10 protein-coding genes and 2 pseudogenes are annotated in these 14,092 nt (G+C 54.4%); 3 read left to right on the top strand and 9 right to left on the bottom strand.

Going from position 1 to position 14,092, the window contains the following annotated elements; translation table 11 throughout:
• The first annotated feature begins 33 nt into the window (after positions 1-33).
• Complete coding sequence (locus tag AWU82_RS15935; protein ID WP_154660700.1) at positions 34-396, top strand: hypothetical protein; 363 nt, start codon at positions 34-36, stop codon at positions 394-396.
• Positions 397-461: 65 nt separating this feature from the next.
• Here AWU82_RS15935 and AWU82_RS15930 read toward each other — a convergent pair whose 3' ends face one another.
• Entirely contained in the window at positions 462-2,105 is a 1,644-nt protein-coding gene (locus AWU82_RS15930) for a Na+/H+ antiporter (protein WP_064379001.1), read from the bottom strand.
• Between the two features lie 484 nt (positions 2,106-2,589).
• Here AWU82_RS15930 and AWU82_RS15925 point away from each other — a divergent pair, with 484 nt between their 5' ends.
• Positions 2,590-2,964, top strand: a complete 375-nt coding sequence (locus AWU82_RS15925; RefSeq protein ID WP_190241487.1) for a hypothetical protein — start codon at positions 2,590-2,592, stop codon at positions 2,962-2,964.
• A gap of 147 nt (positions 2,965-3,111) precedes the next feature.
• On the opposite strand, the gene AWU82_RS15920 is transcribed toward AWU82_RS15925, so the two are convergent.
• The 3 genes and pseudogenes from AWU82_RS15920 to AWU82_RS29235 form a co-directional block, all read right to left on the bottom strand.
• Complete coding sequence (locus tag AWU82_RS15920; protein ID WP_190241486.1) at positions 3,112-4,521, bottom strand: hypothetical protein; 1,410 nt, start codon at positions 4,519-4,521, stop codon at positions 3,112-3,114.
• Between the two features lie 890 nt (positions 4,522-5,411).
• Complete coding sequence (locus tag AWU82_RS15915; protein ID WP_190241485.1) at positions 5,412-6,428, bottom strand: hypothetical protein; 1,017 nt, start codon at positions 6,426-6,428, stop codon at positions 5,412-5,414.
• Positions 6,429-6,743: 315 nt separating this feature from the next.
• Positions 6,744-6,857: pseudogene (locus tag AWU82_RS29235) on the bottom strand (hypothetical protein); the annotation flags it as partial.
• 61 nt (positions 6,858-6,918) lie between these two features.
• On the opposite strand from AWU82_RS29235, the gene AWU82_RS15910 reads away from it, so the two are divergent.
• Positions 6,919-7,881, top strand: a complete 963-nt coding sequence (locus AWU82_RS15910; RefSeq protein WP_064378996.1) for a YiiX/YebB-like N1pC/P60 family cysteine hydrolase — start codon at positions 6,919-6,921, stop codon at positions 7,879-7,881.
• 210 nt (positions 7,882-8,091) lie between these two features.
• On the opposite strand, the pseudogene AWU82_RS15905 reads toward AWU82_RS15910, so the two are convergent.
• The 5 genes and pseudogenes from AWU82_RS15905 to AWU82_RS15885 form a co-directional block, all read right to left on the bottom strand.
• Positions 8,092-8,456, bottom strand: a pseudogene (locus tag AWU82_RS15905) (histone-like nucleoid-structuring protein, MvaT/MvaU family).
• A gap of 84 nt (positions 8,457-8,540) precedes the next feature.
• Positions 8,541-9,413 (bottom strand): restriction endonuclease, encoded by an 873-nt coding sequence (locus AWU82_RS15900; protein WP_064378995.1) that lies wholly within the window; start codon positions 9,411-9,413, stop codon positions 8,541-8,543.
• Positions 9,414-9,546: 133 nt separating this feature from the next.
• Positions 9,547-9,729: an MbcA/ParS/Xre antitoxin family protein gene (locus AWU82_RS29230; RefSeq protein WP_064378994.1), complete on the bottom strand. Its 183-nt coding sequence runs from the start codon at positions 9,727-9,729 to the stop codon at positions 9,547-9,549.
• Positions 9,730-9,918: 189 nt separating this feature from the next.
• Complete coding sequence (locus AWU82_RS15890; protein WP_064378993.1) at positions 9,919-12,717, bottom strand: SEC-C metal-binding domain-containing protein; 2,799 nt, start codon at positions 12,715-12,717, stop codon at positions 9,919-9,921.
• A 294-nt stretch (positions 12,718-13,011) separates the two neighbouring features.
• Positions 13,012-14,043: a phage exclusion protein Lit family protein gene (locus AWU82_RS15885; protein WP_064378992.1), complete on the bottom strand. Its 1,032-nt coding sequence runs from the start codon at positions 14,041-14,043 to the stop codon at positions 13,012-13,014.
• Positions 14,044-14,092 lie beyond the last annotated feature (49 nt).

Genomic DNA, 14,092 nt, shown 5'->3' with positions numbered 1-14,092 from the left:
AAGCATGGCCACTACTACCAAGCAATAAGCCGAATGCTTAGCAACACCACTATAGTTGTGCCTAAAGGTACTGTGATAAACAATGACTCCGTTGCCGTCGAGGCAGGACGTAAGCCTGGTGCAATAAAAAGCGGCAGAGAGTCCAACACCCTGTTGATCCAAGCCATTGATGAGGCCCGTGCAATCCAGGCGAGCACCTTAAAAAAAACTAAGCCTGCAGTGAAAAAGGACTACAAATCTGAAGCAGAACATCAACGCGCATTACTAGAAGCTTCAATTGGCCGTGAGATAATGCTCCACAACAAGCTCCACGAGCTTGAGGCTGAGTTGCAGCTATACAAATCGTCCAAAATTGTCCGACTACCTACTCGCAATGATAAAGGCGGTAAGTCGTGATATGCCTGAGTGACATCTGGAGGCTGTCCAGTGTCACTCTGACCTTGCGAGGTATCCGATAATCATCAACCCTGCCCTAGATTCGCCTCACTCATGTCCAGCTCGCCCAGTACCTTGCGCACCACGTCATCCCCGACCAGGTGCTTACGATGGAGGCTATAGAGCTCCAAGCGCTGCGCCCGCAACGCCGTCAACCTCAGGCGGCGCTCAAGCTGATCCATTTGTTGAGCCAAGGCGCGCGCCTCTGCAGTGTCGTTGTAGCTCTCCAGCTCTTCCCGGTATTCAGCCATCAAGCGCCCTTTCAGCTCTGCAGCCATGGCAGCCTGAGCGGCATCTGGGGCTGCGCCTGGCACAGCTACGTCTTCTGCCTCCAATGCGTGGATGGCAGCTTCAGCAGTGAGTTTCCAAGTTTCCTGCACTTCCTGCTCCAGGGCCTCATCCGGGCCTCTGTCTACCCCACGGAGCAACCAAGGCAGCGCAATGCAGGCCGAGACCAGCGACATCAGGATCACGCCAGCAGCGATGAAAATCAGCAGATCGCGCTCGGGGAATGACGCGCCAGGAGAAATGAGCAGCGGTACCGACATAACGCCCGCCAGGGTTACGGCCCCACGCACACCACCCAAAGTCAGTAGCCAGCAAGAACGCGCTGTTGGTAACAACGCCAGTTCGGGCTTCCCGCTCCAGCGACGGATCTTACCGACACCCCGCCAGGTGCTTTGCACCCAAACGAAGCGCAGCAATACCAGCACCGCAAATATCGCGATTACGTCCAGGCAGCGATATGCAAGCGTGGGCCACAGCGATGATTCGTGGCTGACCACGGCCTTGATGATGTCGGGCAATTGCAAGCCCAACAGTAAAAATATGAGCCCGTTAAAAGCAAATTCGAGAAGTGACCAAACGCTACGGTTGAGCAACCGGGTGCTGGTCTGTCTTGGCAATAGATCGAGCCAGCTCTGCATCATGCCGGCAGCCACTGCCGAGAGAATGCCCGAAACACCCAAGCGCTCGGCCAGCACATAGGCGGCGAATGGCAGCAGAAGCATGAACACCACGTGGGTCGCCGGGTCATCCCATCCACGGGCAATCATCCACATACGCAGGCGCCCAAGCAGCCAGCTCAGTGCGACGCCCACCGCCAGGCCGCCCAACGCGACAAGGAAGAACGTGATACTTGCATCGGTAAGGGAGAACACGCCGGTAATGGCTGCGGCTAAGGCGAACTTGAAGGTTACCAGGCCCGACGCATCATTGAGGAGCGCTTCGCCCTGCAGCATATGCATCAAGGGCTTGGGCAGCCTGCCTTGAGTAATAGCCGATACGGCCACCGCATCTGTGGGTGAGAGCACAGCTGCCAGGGCGAACGCCACTGGCAAAGGGATAGTTGGAAGGATCCAGTGAATGAAATAGCCCGCCCCGATTACGGTGAACAACACCAATCCCACGGCGAGGGTCAGAACGGGGCCCCGCAACCGCCAGAGCTCACGTTTCGGCATTCGCCAGCCATCGACGAAAAGGAGCGGAGGTAGGAATAAAAAAAGGAAAAGTTCTGGGTTGAGGACGACATGTAGGCCCAGATTAGGCCAAGCCAGCAGAGCACCTGCCCCGATCTGCACCAGTGGCAACGGAATGGGGAGCAGCCGACCAGCTAGCTTTGAGACGCTCACGAGCGTCAGCAGGATTAGGACGGTGTAGGCTGACTGCATACGGCATTTTCCTCTGAATCCAGTACAACTCGGCGAGATCGAATAGGTCGGATCGCCATTTGAAACAATATGTTAAGTCGGATGCCCCGGCTTGGCCGCTGCACCATGGTCGCAGCTGCAATCGGGATCTGTAACCATTTATTGCAGAGCTGCTCTGAGCTGGTGATGTGTGCTTTGGTCTCAAGCGAATCCAGATACGAAAGCGTAGGCCTAACTGCACCGCCAGCACGTAAGCTGAGGAAGAAAGTGACGCGGCTGAGGCTACTCCTGAGCAGCGACCTTCGGCTTGGGTCACCAACAGCTCTATCATAGGGCTGACAGCCACCTATGCGCCTTGAGTTTCCAGATCGTTCCGAGGATGAGAAATTGCACCTGGCTTGACCAAGCGTTTTCATCCCACTTGACCACCTGTTTGCATTCGACTTGACCAGCCATTTGCATCGGATTTGACCAGCGCACGGGTACGCCTTGACCGGCAGGTAAGGTGGCCGATAAGGAACACGTGTGGCGCTACCGCGCACTCCAAGAGCACGAGGTCATCATCGTCTTGATGCTGATCAGCGACTTCCAACCGGTAGCAGGCAAAGGCAAAAAACCTTTGCGCGCGAACTGGGTGCGCTTCTGGTTCAAGTCGCGAGCCCAGACATTCTCTGAGTTCTGGAATCTGTCTAACGACCAGAAAGTCATCATTCGCGTGGAGTACGAAGTGCCGGAGGGTCGTCGAGCACTGAAGCCCGATTACGCCTGCGCCTTTGAGGAAATCGACGTTAGCACCAACTACCTTTTGGATCGGCAAGAGGGTGATGATGCGGTTCATGCCTTTGTCGAGAGCATGGTGCTAAAGGCTTTCAGATTGTAATGGGCTACCAAGCACTTCCAGCCGCGAGCTGCTTGCGAACGGCTCCGTAAATAAAGCCTCCAGCTCGCAAGCACAGGCCGATTCAAGATTTCGTCTGCTTCCTGCCCTTGGTGACTGACCAAGCATCAGCAAGCCCTGAGCCGCCTCTCATGGCTTCTGTGCAAACCGGCAGTACGCGTCGAAGTCCTCCAGTGGATAGATATGAAAGCTGGCGATCGTATTCTCGTACCTCACCAGCTCCAAGAGCCCGTTCCTGATCATGATGTGAACCGGGGGTAAAGAAACCGCCTGGCCAAATACGTTGATGTCTTTCTGCTCCGAGGCGTCGAATTCTTTGAAGCGATATCGCTGGTTTTGGAACTGGCTGGCCTCGTCTTCACCCATTCTCGTCGCGCTTCGAATAGGGAATTTGATGCTCTCCAGCGGCTTGTAGAACCCATCAATGGCATCAACGCTGTCTTTCAGCTCAACATAGTCTTCATCTGTGAGACCAGAGGTCAGGTCAACATTGATCGATATACCCAGAAACTCCGTGAGGCGTCTCGCCCACTGTAAATAGGTCATCAAAGTCGTCAGTCGCTTGAAGCCTTCAGGCCGCAAATTGATCGACATGACGTAAAGTCGCTCACCATCGAGCTCAACTATGAGGGAGACCTTCCATCCGTTGAGCGCAGCTTCAGCAAATTGCGCGATTTTCGAGAACCAGGGCAGTTGGTTGACCGGGCGCGACTGCCAGCATTCAACGCTGATGTTGAAGTTCACATTGGAAACCGCGCCCCCATCGTCGACCTCGGCAACGAGCTTGAGCATCCCTGCCATGGATTCCCCCCTGAGGCGGAACGACTTGGTGCCCCACACGATTTCTCCAGGCATATCGTCCAACACCAGCGGTTCTAGGGTGTCCGGATCCGTCAGAATGATCTTCTGAATCACACGGGTAGGAGGGCGAAAAAACTGCATCTTTCCCCCCGCGCCTTTGGTCATGTCCACGATCGCGTCGAACAGTGGCGATCCCTGGATGGCGACGTTGGTCATGTCCAGCTCTAGGCTTTGGCCATGCTCAAACAGCGCGTTGAAACCTGTAGCAGCCACTGGGGCATCTTTTCCCCCTACCGTCATAGCAAGCTGCACGTTTTCCTTCGCATTCACTTGGAAGACGGTACCGTGATGAGGATCGTACTTGGTGATGACATCGAAGCGAGGATCAGTCTGTGACAGGACTTGTGCAGTCGCTGTATGGGCATTCTGAATCGCAGTGGGCAAGAAGCTTTTTGGCAATCCCGTCAGAGTCATGGCCAAGAGATCGGGTGCGTCTTGAGCTGAGGGCTGGCGTTTGCCGAGCTCGGCCTTAGCAGTGGCTTCGGCTTGTTTCTTCCACGCTTTGAGCAACTCGACCGTGTAGGTGTTGACGTCCCGGTCGATTTCATCTGCATGATTCGCGCAGAGCCAAATGCCATTTGAAAAGGCTTTCCTCTCGTTACTGGTCATGCCAGCGTCGAACCGGGCACCGCCAGGCGAGGCGGCACATATGTGCGCCGCTTTACCGACATTGGTCACCCCCTCCTCATCCTGTGGGGCTGATGTGGCGACTCTGCAGCTCGGGTTCGAGCACCGATGTGCGACCCTGTCCCGCAGTCTTTTTATGGTGCTCTGTTTGAAGTCATCGCGTGACATACTTGCCACCTCTGAATCCGATAGTTCGACAGAGTGTACTGCGCTCTGAAGCTCACAGGCCTTGCCTGGCTCGACCACGGCAGTGGCAATCATCGGGTGTCGTTAGAATTCCCACACGGGCTGGCAATGCTCTCATTAATAACATTGCCAGGTGTCTGTTATCCGTTTTAGGGAGAGATCTTATCGTGGCAAGGTTCAAAAAACAGCTAATGCAGTGCGCTATATATTTTAGGAGGTAGGTATTATAGAGTCCAAGTTTCGCTTTACGAGATACAAGCAGAATGTCAGATATATGACTGAGATCGCACAAAGCCACACACAGAGGATCGTGATCACTACACCTCCTACTAATCCAATACTGACCTGTGCCACAGCTGCAACTAATGAAGCTAATATTGAATTGAATAGACAGTCATTCAATCGCTTTAAACCTTTGTAGCGTGGGCCGACCCTAGGGTCTAATGCAAACTGCTTTTTCCAGGTGTCTTCGTAGTTGCTGGTATCATAAACATTGATCTTCATTGTCATGACAATAAAGGTCTTAAGGGATAGCAAGAATGCACCTACGGCTAAGAAACCGGCAAAGAAGTCACTCCGTAGCTTGTCGTCATAGACTTTTGCAAGTTTTGTCATGCCCTCAAGGTCTAGGCATGTGAGCACGGATTTGTAACAGGCGACCAGTCCTGGTATAGAAGCTGCGATAACGCATACTGCAATCATTACCAAGGTGCTGATCAAGAAGACCCAGCCATCGCTCTTTCCAAAGGTACTCATCAGACGTTGGCTCGCAGGAGGTGAGTGTAGTCGGCATGGTCAAATAGATCTACGAGAGATTTCAGGTAGTCATTGTTGGCGAAGTCGTTTGGGTTGATGTCGTCTATCAAAGCTACCACGGTTTCGTACTCTTGCTCCCACAATACCTCAGGCATATCCATGATCTTGATATGGCGGGTTACACCTTCATCATCTTCGACAATAACTTTGCCTCGGTTAATGCCGAATTGCCTGACGGCGGCAGAGATCTCACGTGCCAAACTGTCTACGATATTTGGATTTGTGAAAACAAGCGTCTCTTTCTTCTTTTTTATTCGGTTGCTCAGAGGGGTTGCCTCTAATACCTCAGGCGTCAGGACTGTATAGGTGTACTCCATGCCTTTGATTTTCGCATACTCCTCCAATTGAGCTTTGAGCGTTTCAGGTCTGACTACTACTCCAACCTTGAGGTAGCTTTTATGCGCACGCTGGATTTTGCCAGCTTGACTAGCACTTAACTTCTTGCCGAGCCTTGCTTCTTCGGCAGCGACGGCTGCGGCGATTCTCCGTTCTTTCTCTGTTCGAACTTGTACCTTCAGCAGTCGCTCTAGCACCGATAGTGGAGCGGACTGGTGATAGTGTTGATAAACCCCAATTCCATTTTCTATATTCAATGCAAAGAAGTTGAAGTCCATGATCTGGTTATGCTCATCAAGGTTGTTCACCTTAATTACAGCCCCAGCTGCACCGCCGACATCCAGGGTGCAGAAGCTCTTTTGGTCTTTAACCGTGATTATCACGCCAACGCAGAAGCCTGGAAATGCGGCTGTGTCGAAGTAGAATGTACGATTTTCTTCAAAGACGATCCCAGTTACCCCAGCTGCAATATCCGCAACTGCCTGATGGTCAAATATCGCCGAGTTGAGATCTATGTCGAACGCTGAAACCTTAACCAACATGATTGCTAATCCTTGCAGCAAATTGACCAGAATTTTCGAGGCCTTGGCATAAGTGTCACGCCGCCCCAGCAGCGCCAAGTCGTTCGAAAAACTCCCTGGCCATGAACAGCAATGGAATGTAGCCAGCTTAGTGGCTTTCTGCTACCCCCTTGTGGCGCCGCATGTCTGATCCTGCCAGGACAGCTACCGCTGCCTTGCTCCCTATCAGGTCACTTGCATAACACTGTCCAAAGCTGATCCAACTTGGTCGTGAGGCTTTAGCTCATCAACTCCCGGCGCATGCCCCTGGACGGATCGACCGGTACGCTAACCAGGCGCAGGGTGCCGCGCCCCCACTGTCCAAGACCCCCATGGCCATAAAGCGAGTGAAGTCCCAGTGCGCGGCGTCGTTCAGCGCTTCGCTGACTCCAGCAGATCGAGGTTTTCCTCACCAGGAATACCAATCACGTACTCGACACCTTCATTCTCCAAGCATTGCACTACAACGTCTGCCTTTGACGCGGAGATGGAGAAGTGGAATTCTCTTGCCGCGTTCGGCAGTGTGCCATCCAAGTCAAAGGAAGCAGGAATGAAGGGTCTAGAGGTGCTCGCGGAAGAGGTTCAGAACATCGCACGGGCGGATGTATTAAAGCTTATGGCGGACGAGGGCAAAGCCGCCAAAGCGTTCGAAGACTTCGCTGCCGCTCCGGACGAAAGCATTGATTTCGTGGCCCGGATGAGTGGTGTGCCTGAACATCAGTTCCCTGTGTACCGAGCGATGGTCAGACGCGAGGAGAACGAATATTCCTCCAAAATCGCAGAGCTCAGCGGGACTCTTCAGACCGGCGACGTCATCCTGGTAACCGGCAAAAAATTTAAATCCAAAGCCTTGGTGGCAGCCCAGACCCCGTTCTACTCGAAAGCCAGGGCAAGCCACGCTGCAATGGTGCACGCGAATGTGGTCTGCATCGATGCCAACATGGGTATCGGCGTCAAGCACCACACCATTGCAGAGGTACTGAGTAATGTTGAGGACAACTGGCGGATCATTCGTTTCAACACGGTGACTGACGAACATCGTGAGCGCATGCTTTTGCGAAGCGCTTACTACCTCCAGCAGCCCTACAGCATTAGACCTATCAACGGGGCCGGCGCCAAATGTTCCTACTGCTCAGAACTGGTCAACAAGATCTACCGAGACAGTGGGGTACGATCCATCAAGGTTTCCAAAGGCGTCATGGTGAACCCGTGTCACTTTGATCGTCTAGCTGACAAGGGCGAGGTGTGTCAGGACATAACCGAAAGCGTGCGCCCCTTTGCTCCTTTCTTCCGGGAGTACAAGGAAATGATCGCCATGCAGGCTCATGCGATGGTTGCCGGCCTGAAGCTGAATCGCTATCGCGACAAGCAGCGAAAAGAGCTCCTTGCCGAGGCTCAGGCCCAAGCGAAGGCGGGTAATCTGCCGCATGAAACGCTGGTCAAATTAGCCCAGGGGATTCAAAACCTGGAATCAAAGATGAACTTCCGGTTCTGGGACTCCATACCGCGTTGATGGCAGCCAATACAGCCAATCAAAGCCTGAAAACAGGCAGAAAAAAACCGCCATCAGGGGCGGTTTTTGATGTCTAGCTCGGGGTCTCCAGCTCTCCACGACGGGGTTTAGGGTGCCGTTAAAGAGGTCTTTTACTCAGAGAGGAAATGGTGCTGGACAAATACCAGATGAGGCTACCTATCAAGCATTCGCTGCGTCAAGAAGTGACGCTCACTGACGCCACGATTGAACGGTCTCAGCACCGTGCTCAGCTTTCCATTCCTTCAGAACAGCATGGTTGCCGCCCTTGGTCTGTACGACTTCACCGTTGTGCGGGTTCTTATAGACCTTGACTTCACGAGACTTGCGGGTGGACTTCTCATGAACCTGAGGAGCCTGACGTCGAGTGCCAGCTTGCGGGTCGAGAATGCTAATCACATCGCGAGGCTGTATCCGTATTCGCCAAGCAACGCGCGGAGTTTGTCTTCGAACTGCATTTCAGCCTGGATAGAACCATCATTTTTCATTGCTTCGAGCTCGGCGAGTTGCTGGGCAAGCTGCTGCTCTAGACGGCGGAATTCTGCAAGGCGAGACATTGTTAGCTTCCTACGTTGTTGGTGGGGCAAGAATACAGTCAGTCAACGCCTAACTGCTATCCCGGACTGAAGATAGCTCTCGATCTAAAACAGGCTGTTCACCTCAACGAACACCGATCCGGTCTCTGCGGCAGCTCGAACCTTGCGGTCAATAACGTCGGCGAACGGTATCTGTTTGTCGAACGCGTCGCGGATATCTTTGCCAGAAATACATACCAGGCTTTTCCCACGACCGAAGGCTTCTAGTCCAACATCCGTGAAGCCGTAGTAGCTGATGAACACTCCGCGTGTCCATGCAGCCTTTTCGTTGATCTTGCCCTGAAGGACATGAAGCTCACCAGCTCCAATGGGGTTAGTTACCCACTTCGCTTCGACGAGGTAGATGTCACCGCGACACAGGAAGCTCCCGTCGATCTGTTCCCCGGTATTCCGGAATGGGGCACGTGGTTGGAGATTGGAGGCCTGAAACAGCTGCTGCAGGAACGTTTCAAACGCATAACCACGTGCCTGAGCCGCGAGCTTATGGATATCTAGTAGAGCCTGCTTGAGCTTGGCCGCCTCATCAATGCTGACTTTGCGCACTGCGGCAAATGGGTCTCCTGCAACGCCGCTACTGGAGGTTCCCGATTCCAAATCTTGGATCAGGGTCAGAAAACGCCCTTCCGCACTTGCGACTGGGTCATCTCGACCTTCGTGCAACAAGCGAGCTTGTCGATGGGCCCACACGGCCTTCAAGGCTCGTACACACGTCTGGGTATCTGCAAGGTTTAGGAAGCTGCGAAAACGCTTGGCCTTGGACGTACCATCGGCGGTGAAGAGTTGATCATCAATATCGATCTCCAACTCCCCGAGGAAGAACCGGCTGAAGGTAGCGTTTGAAAAATCCAAAACGTACCCCCCTTCCATCTCGAAGAGAAGATCCAGGAGCTTCATATCAAACGGTTTTATCTTGGGCATGCCACGCGTCCTTGATCAAGCACAGCGAATCGAGCATAGGACATCGCTGTGAAAGACCCAACGGGCTACCGATACGATGATCCTGACCGAAATCCTCGACATGAAAACCTATCATAGCCGGAGGCTCGGTTCGTTAAGCACCAAAACCATGCTCCAGGCGCGACAGTAACTCCAATACATCCTCAACGGTCGCATCTACCGGCCTTTTGTCGGCTAAAGCGCTTGCCTGGGTCATCAGCCAATGCATTGCAAGCGCCTCGCTACCGAACACTCGAATTGCGGCCTCTAGAAGGACAGGATCAATTTTTTTTTCCATTTGTACACCTTGACGGAGCAGCGCCTGGCTCGCTGGGTTCCATGTATGCCGGCTGCCAGAAAACCGCGAGAGGACTGGGAGCCCCAAATGCGCCATTTGCGGATCGACTGGTCGGCGAGCCTGAGCTGACCAACTTTGGCAAGAGATGCGTGCCCGAGTAGCTATCGGGCACATCAGTCCTCGACGGGCTTATGTCCCGTGGCACTTTTTAAACTTCCGCCCTGACCCACACGGACACTGCTCGTTGCGACCTACTGCCCCCACCTGGGAACGGAACGCCACACGCCTGCTTTCACTGATGATGCTGCCAATCAGTAGAGTTTGGCCATGCAGCTCCTGCTTCTGCCAATCTTCCACACCTTCCAGGTAGGGGTCTAGCCGCCTGATTTCAGAGATTGCACCTTGGTGATCACCGCACCGAGCCAGTATCACCGCATACTGACTTCTGACCTGAACCAGCCTTCCGATAAGACCTGCCCCAGTAACGACCGGCAGGACATGCTGTTCCATGACTTCCTTTGCACCCACGAAGTCTTTGATCCCCACAAACTCATCGGCCAGGTCTTGCCCGACCCGCACAATCGACTCGTACCCCTCCACCATTCCATAAAATTTCATGGCATGGATACGTTGCAAGGGCGCTTTCAATCCCTGGCCTTCGCGAGCTTTGGCGTACACTTCCAGGGCGTCCGCAAGGTGCTTGATGTGTTCATGGACATTTGGTGGTCGCTTGATGACCTCCCACAGGACATCCGAATTTTTGCCCATCACAGCTTTAGGCGTCAGCCCCAAGATCTCGAAGTATTCATTGACCACTTTCTCGCACATCGCTTCAGCGGCTTTGTGGCGCTTCAATTTCCACAGTGCGACTGCGTGGTTGTAATCGAATACTCGGCGGTAGTCGGGGTCAGGGATTTTCGGGGTGGCGTACGCTACCGCCTGTTCAACCTCGTCCGCACGGCCCTGGTCGGAGGCCAGCAGCACTTTTCGCATCGCCCATGCGATCTGCTCGCGGGCCTCGAATCCGTGAGTATCAAGAAGCTGCTGCATCATCGAGAGAGGTTCAGCCGCCTCGTCAAAGCGCCCTTCTCGCATGTAGGAAAACACAAGGGCATCAAGCGCCCAGAACGCCTCGTGTGGGTTGAGTTCGTCCGCATCAAGTGCCCGCTTCAAGCTGGAGGTGATGTCGACCGATATCCCCATCTCGTAAAACAGTTCCTCGCCTGCGAGGCCGATCAGGGTCATCACATCGTGGAGCCTGATGAAAACACGCGTGAGTAGCGAAAACCGCGAAACATCACGACTCTTTTCCAGGCTTCGGATCAGCAGCTCCTTCAGCGCTACCAATGCCTCAGTAATCACGGGCTCGCCCATGAGCTCCAGGTGACGTAGGCCTAAAGTACGGACAGCGTCATGGACTTTGAGTGTCTTGGCGCCAAACACCTCAACTGTCCCTGTCGCCTGGATTTTTTTGATGGCCGCTGCTGCGCCGCCTTGGGACAGCTTGAGCGTAGCCGATAGCAAACGGACGACTTCCTCATGCGTGAGCCCTGTATCTGCAAGGCTGACAATGGCTAACGTGTTCTGGGTAACCTCATCGAAACCATCGTAAACGCGAGCCAGGATGACCTCCTGGGCCGTTTCCACTACGTTCGATTGCTGGCCGAGATCGACACAAAGCGCTTCGATGTCGCCGCCATATTCCGACATGGCAACCGCAACGGCGCTGTCAACGTATAGCGGCAACCCACCGGAATATGTTCGGAGCTCCTCAAATGCCTGAGCACTGCCGAACGCGCCGGCGTCACTAGCCACCCGCGCCACGGTATCCAGATCCCACCCGAGAAGCGTCTCACGCCGCAACGTCATGACCGCTTCAAGTTCACGGACGTTTTCATGAGGCTGGCACAGAAGAGTGAAACGGATGTGGCGCGTCGCGTTCAGCAAATCTCGCAGGTGGGCGACTGGAACGCGGTGTGCGTTGTCGATCACAACCACCAAGGGCGCCTGAGCCTGCTCCAAAAATCGGTCGAATGCCCGAATGGCTTCGTAACCGCTAGCACCAGGCAACAGAATCTTCCGAATACCTTCGGGGTCTTTTTGGGAGTACTTGGAGGCAAGCTCGCGCACGATCGAGCTCGCAATCGCGGGCCCTGGGAGGTCACCAACGTCGTAATAGGCACATGGTTCAGGGCTATGCAGAGCCGCGTAGGCTGCCCAAGTCGTTTTCCCGGCACCGGACAAACCGCAAATGATCCGTACCCGCTCCGCCGATACGAGTGCAGGTTCGTTCTGTTGAGGCCTATAGGAGGCAGGCGGCGTAGGAAAATCTTGCAGCTGCACGATCAGTTGCTCGAACAAGCCCGGCAAGTCCGAAGTGCGGAATACGTGCTTGGCGTTTCCGTTGCCGCCTGCGGACGCCAGCATCACCAACCCCGCCATTTTCCAAGTCAGCGCGGAAGGTGAGAGAAGAGAGAACTGCAGCTTTTCAGCCAGGTCTACGCACCACTGGGCCGCCTCCTCCAATTTCACCCACGCAGGCGGAAGGTATTCGGGGGGCGGGGCCTTCGACCCGGGATAGATATAGGTCAGATCCGAGGGCGTCTTTTCCTCGTCTACCTGCTCTTGAAGCGCTCTGCCGAGAGGCTGGTTCGCAACGATCACGAACTTTGCGCTCCCAGAGCGCCCCTCCGGCCCATGCGACTTCCGAATCTGCTCGAAGCGCTCCAATGCACCTGCAACGTCGCCAGGCATCAGCGGCTGAGAACGAGTTTTGACCTGGACATAGACTCGTCCGGCATCGGTACTGAGCTCGATGTCTTCATCAAGCTCGACTAGCACCTCTTTGACGCCGGCAGCCTGCGCCAAGAGCAAGCAGCCCACACCATATAGGTGCTGATACAGGAAACCTCTGTGCAGAGACTCGATGCGCTTGAGCTGGGCAGGATCGAGCACGTCCACAGTATTGAGTTGGTCGTCAGATTGCATAGGGGCTTCCACTTCGCTCTTACAGAAGGCTTTTGTGCTCAGGCAGAACCGAGCACTGGTGACGGTGCAACATTCTGTGGTGATCGGTGTAAAAGATCGAGCAGAAGCGCTAGCGACCGTGACTCGGCATCCCAACACTAGGCCCGATGGCGTCCAGGTTTTTCAGGCGAACGTAGCCACTCTCTTTGCTAACACTTCCAGGCCTCAACCGTGTTGAATCCGAAGGCGCTCAAGGCATCTGGGAATGCCTGCTAGGGCTCCGGCCCCGAGGCGTTCAGGGTCGAGGGCGACAAATCAATTTTTGCTGCCGTAAAACGGGTTCGACCAGTTTCTGACCTCCTCGCACACCTTTTCGTAATGAGCACCATGGATAGGGTTTTGAAGCGGTTGATCCCACGTTACGAAATCACCGTCCGACATAGCCGACAGGATTTCAAAGCTCTGCTTCATTGCCTCTGAAACGAGGACGTGAGCCAGGCTAGGTTCGAGTCCATTTATTCCATGCTCCAACGCTGTGCTCTGAATCGCGCGAAGCCTGAAGGCATGGCCAGGGTAGAAGTTCTCCTGGTGCGACTCATCCATGGGGATGGCTACGCTAAAGCCCCAGAATGTTGCCGATACTGAAATGAGCGCGAAAGTGAAGCACGCGTAGGTAATCGCAATGTGTCTCTGAGGGTGATAGTGCGTCTCGTCGGCAAATTGCCTCTGCTTCAGCTCATCCATCAGGAACTGCATCGCATAGGTATCGGCGATGACCTCTCTCGCGTGCCGCTCCAGCCGCTCTCGATCGGCTGCCGACTCAGCTTCCAGTGGTGCACCTCGCTCCATCCGGCGAACCGCGTGGAGGTTATGAAAATGACCGACTTCATGCAGAACGATGAAGCAGAAGATAGCGAACGTAAATGTTTCGAAGGTTGCCCGGTATTCAGGATCGTGTAACCACCAATAGTCCGGGCTCTCCCAGTCGAAGACGCCATCTTTAAGCCAGACCTTGACGTCGTTACGCCACGGCAAAGGCGCAGCCTGGTAGGTTGAAGGTATGGGCCGGGCATGCACGGTCACTAGGGACGCCAGCTTGAATATCAAATCAAGCATACCCTTCCATACCATCACTACCTTGAGCTCTGAATCCGCGCCGGCTTGGCGCCTGACCCCATCGACAAAGTAGAGACTCACTTTATCGCCGGGCAGTGAAGCGCACATCTTCCTGCCCTGGCGCAGAAGCGAGCAATACATCTGTCCGTCTGGGTCTTCGGCATAAATCTGCAGAAACCCCTCGCCTGGCTTGAAGTGCTTATCAGCTATCCGACGTTCAATATCTTCCATGTCGTCCCTGGCGTATTCATGAGTGACAGCGCCCAACGGAAAGCGCCGA

This window comes from Pseudomonas glycinae, assembly GCF_001594225.2.
In the GTDB taxonomy this organism is placed as follows: domain Bacteria; phylum Pseudomonadota; class Gammaproteobacteria; order Pseudomonadales; family Pseudomonadaceae; genus Aquipseudomonas; species Aquipseudomonas glycinae.
This window is presented reverse-complemented; position numbering and strand designations above follow the sequence as displayed.

Excerpts from the sequence above, each read along its gene's own strand:
- AWU82_RS15930 (WP_064379001.1), bottom strand. The coding sequence starts at position 2,105 with ATGCAGTCAGCCTACACCGTCCTAATCCTGCTGACGCTCGTGAGCGTC.
- AWU82_RS29230 (WP_064378994.1), bottom strand. The coding sequence starts at position 9,729 with ATGGAAAAAAAAATTGATCCTGTCCTTCTAGAGGCCGCAATTCGAGTG.
- AWU82_RS15935 (WP_154660700.1), top strand. The coding sequence starts at position 34 with ATGCTTAGCAACACCACTATAGTTGTGCCTAAAGGTACTGTGATAAAC.
- AWU82_RS15890 (WP_064378993.1), bottom strand. The coding sequence starts at position 12,717 with ATGCAATCTGACGACCAACTCAATACTGTGGACGTGCTCGATCCTGCC.
- AWU82_RS15910 (WP_064378996.1), top strand. The coding sequence starts at position 6,919 with ATGAAGGGTCTAGAGGTGCTCGCGGAAGAGGTTCAGAACATCGCACGG.
- AWU82_RS15885 (WP_064378992.1), bottom strand. The coding sequence starts at position 14,043 with ATGGAAGATATTGAACGTCGGATAGCTGATAAGCACTTCAAGCCAGGC.
- AWU82_RS15900 (WP_064378995.1), bottom strand. The coding sequence starts at position 9,413 with ATGCCCAAGATAAAACCGTTTGATATGAAGCTCCTGGATCTTCTCTTC.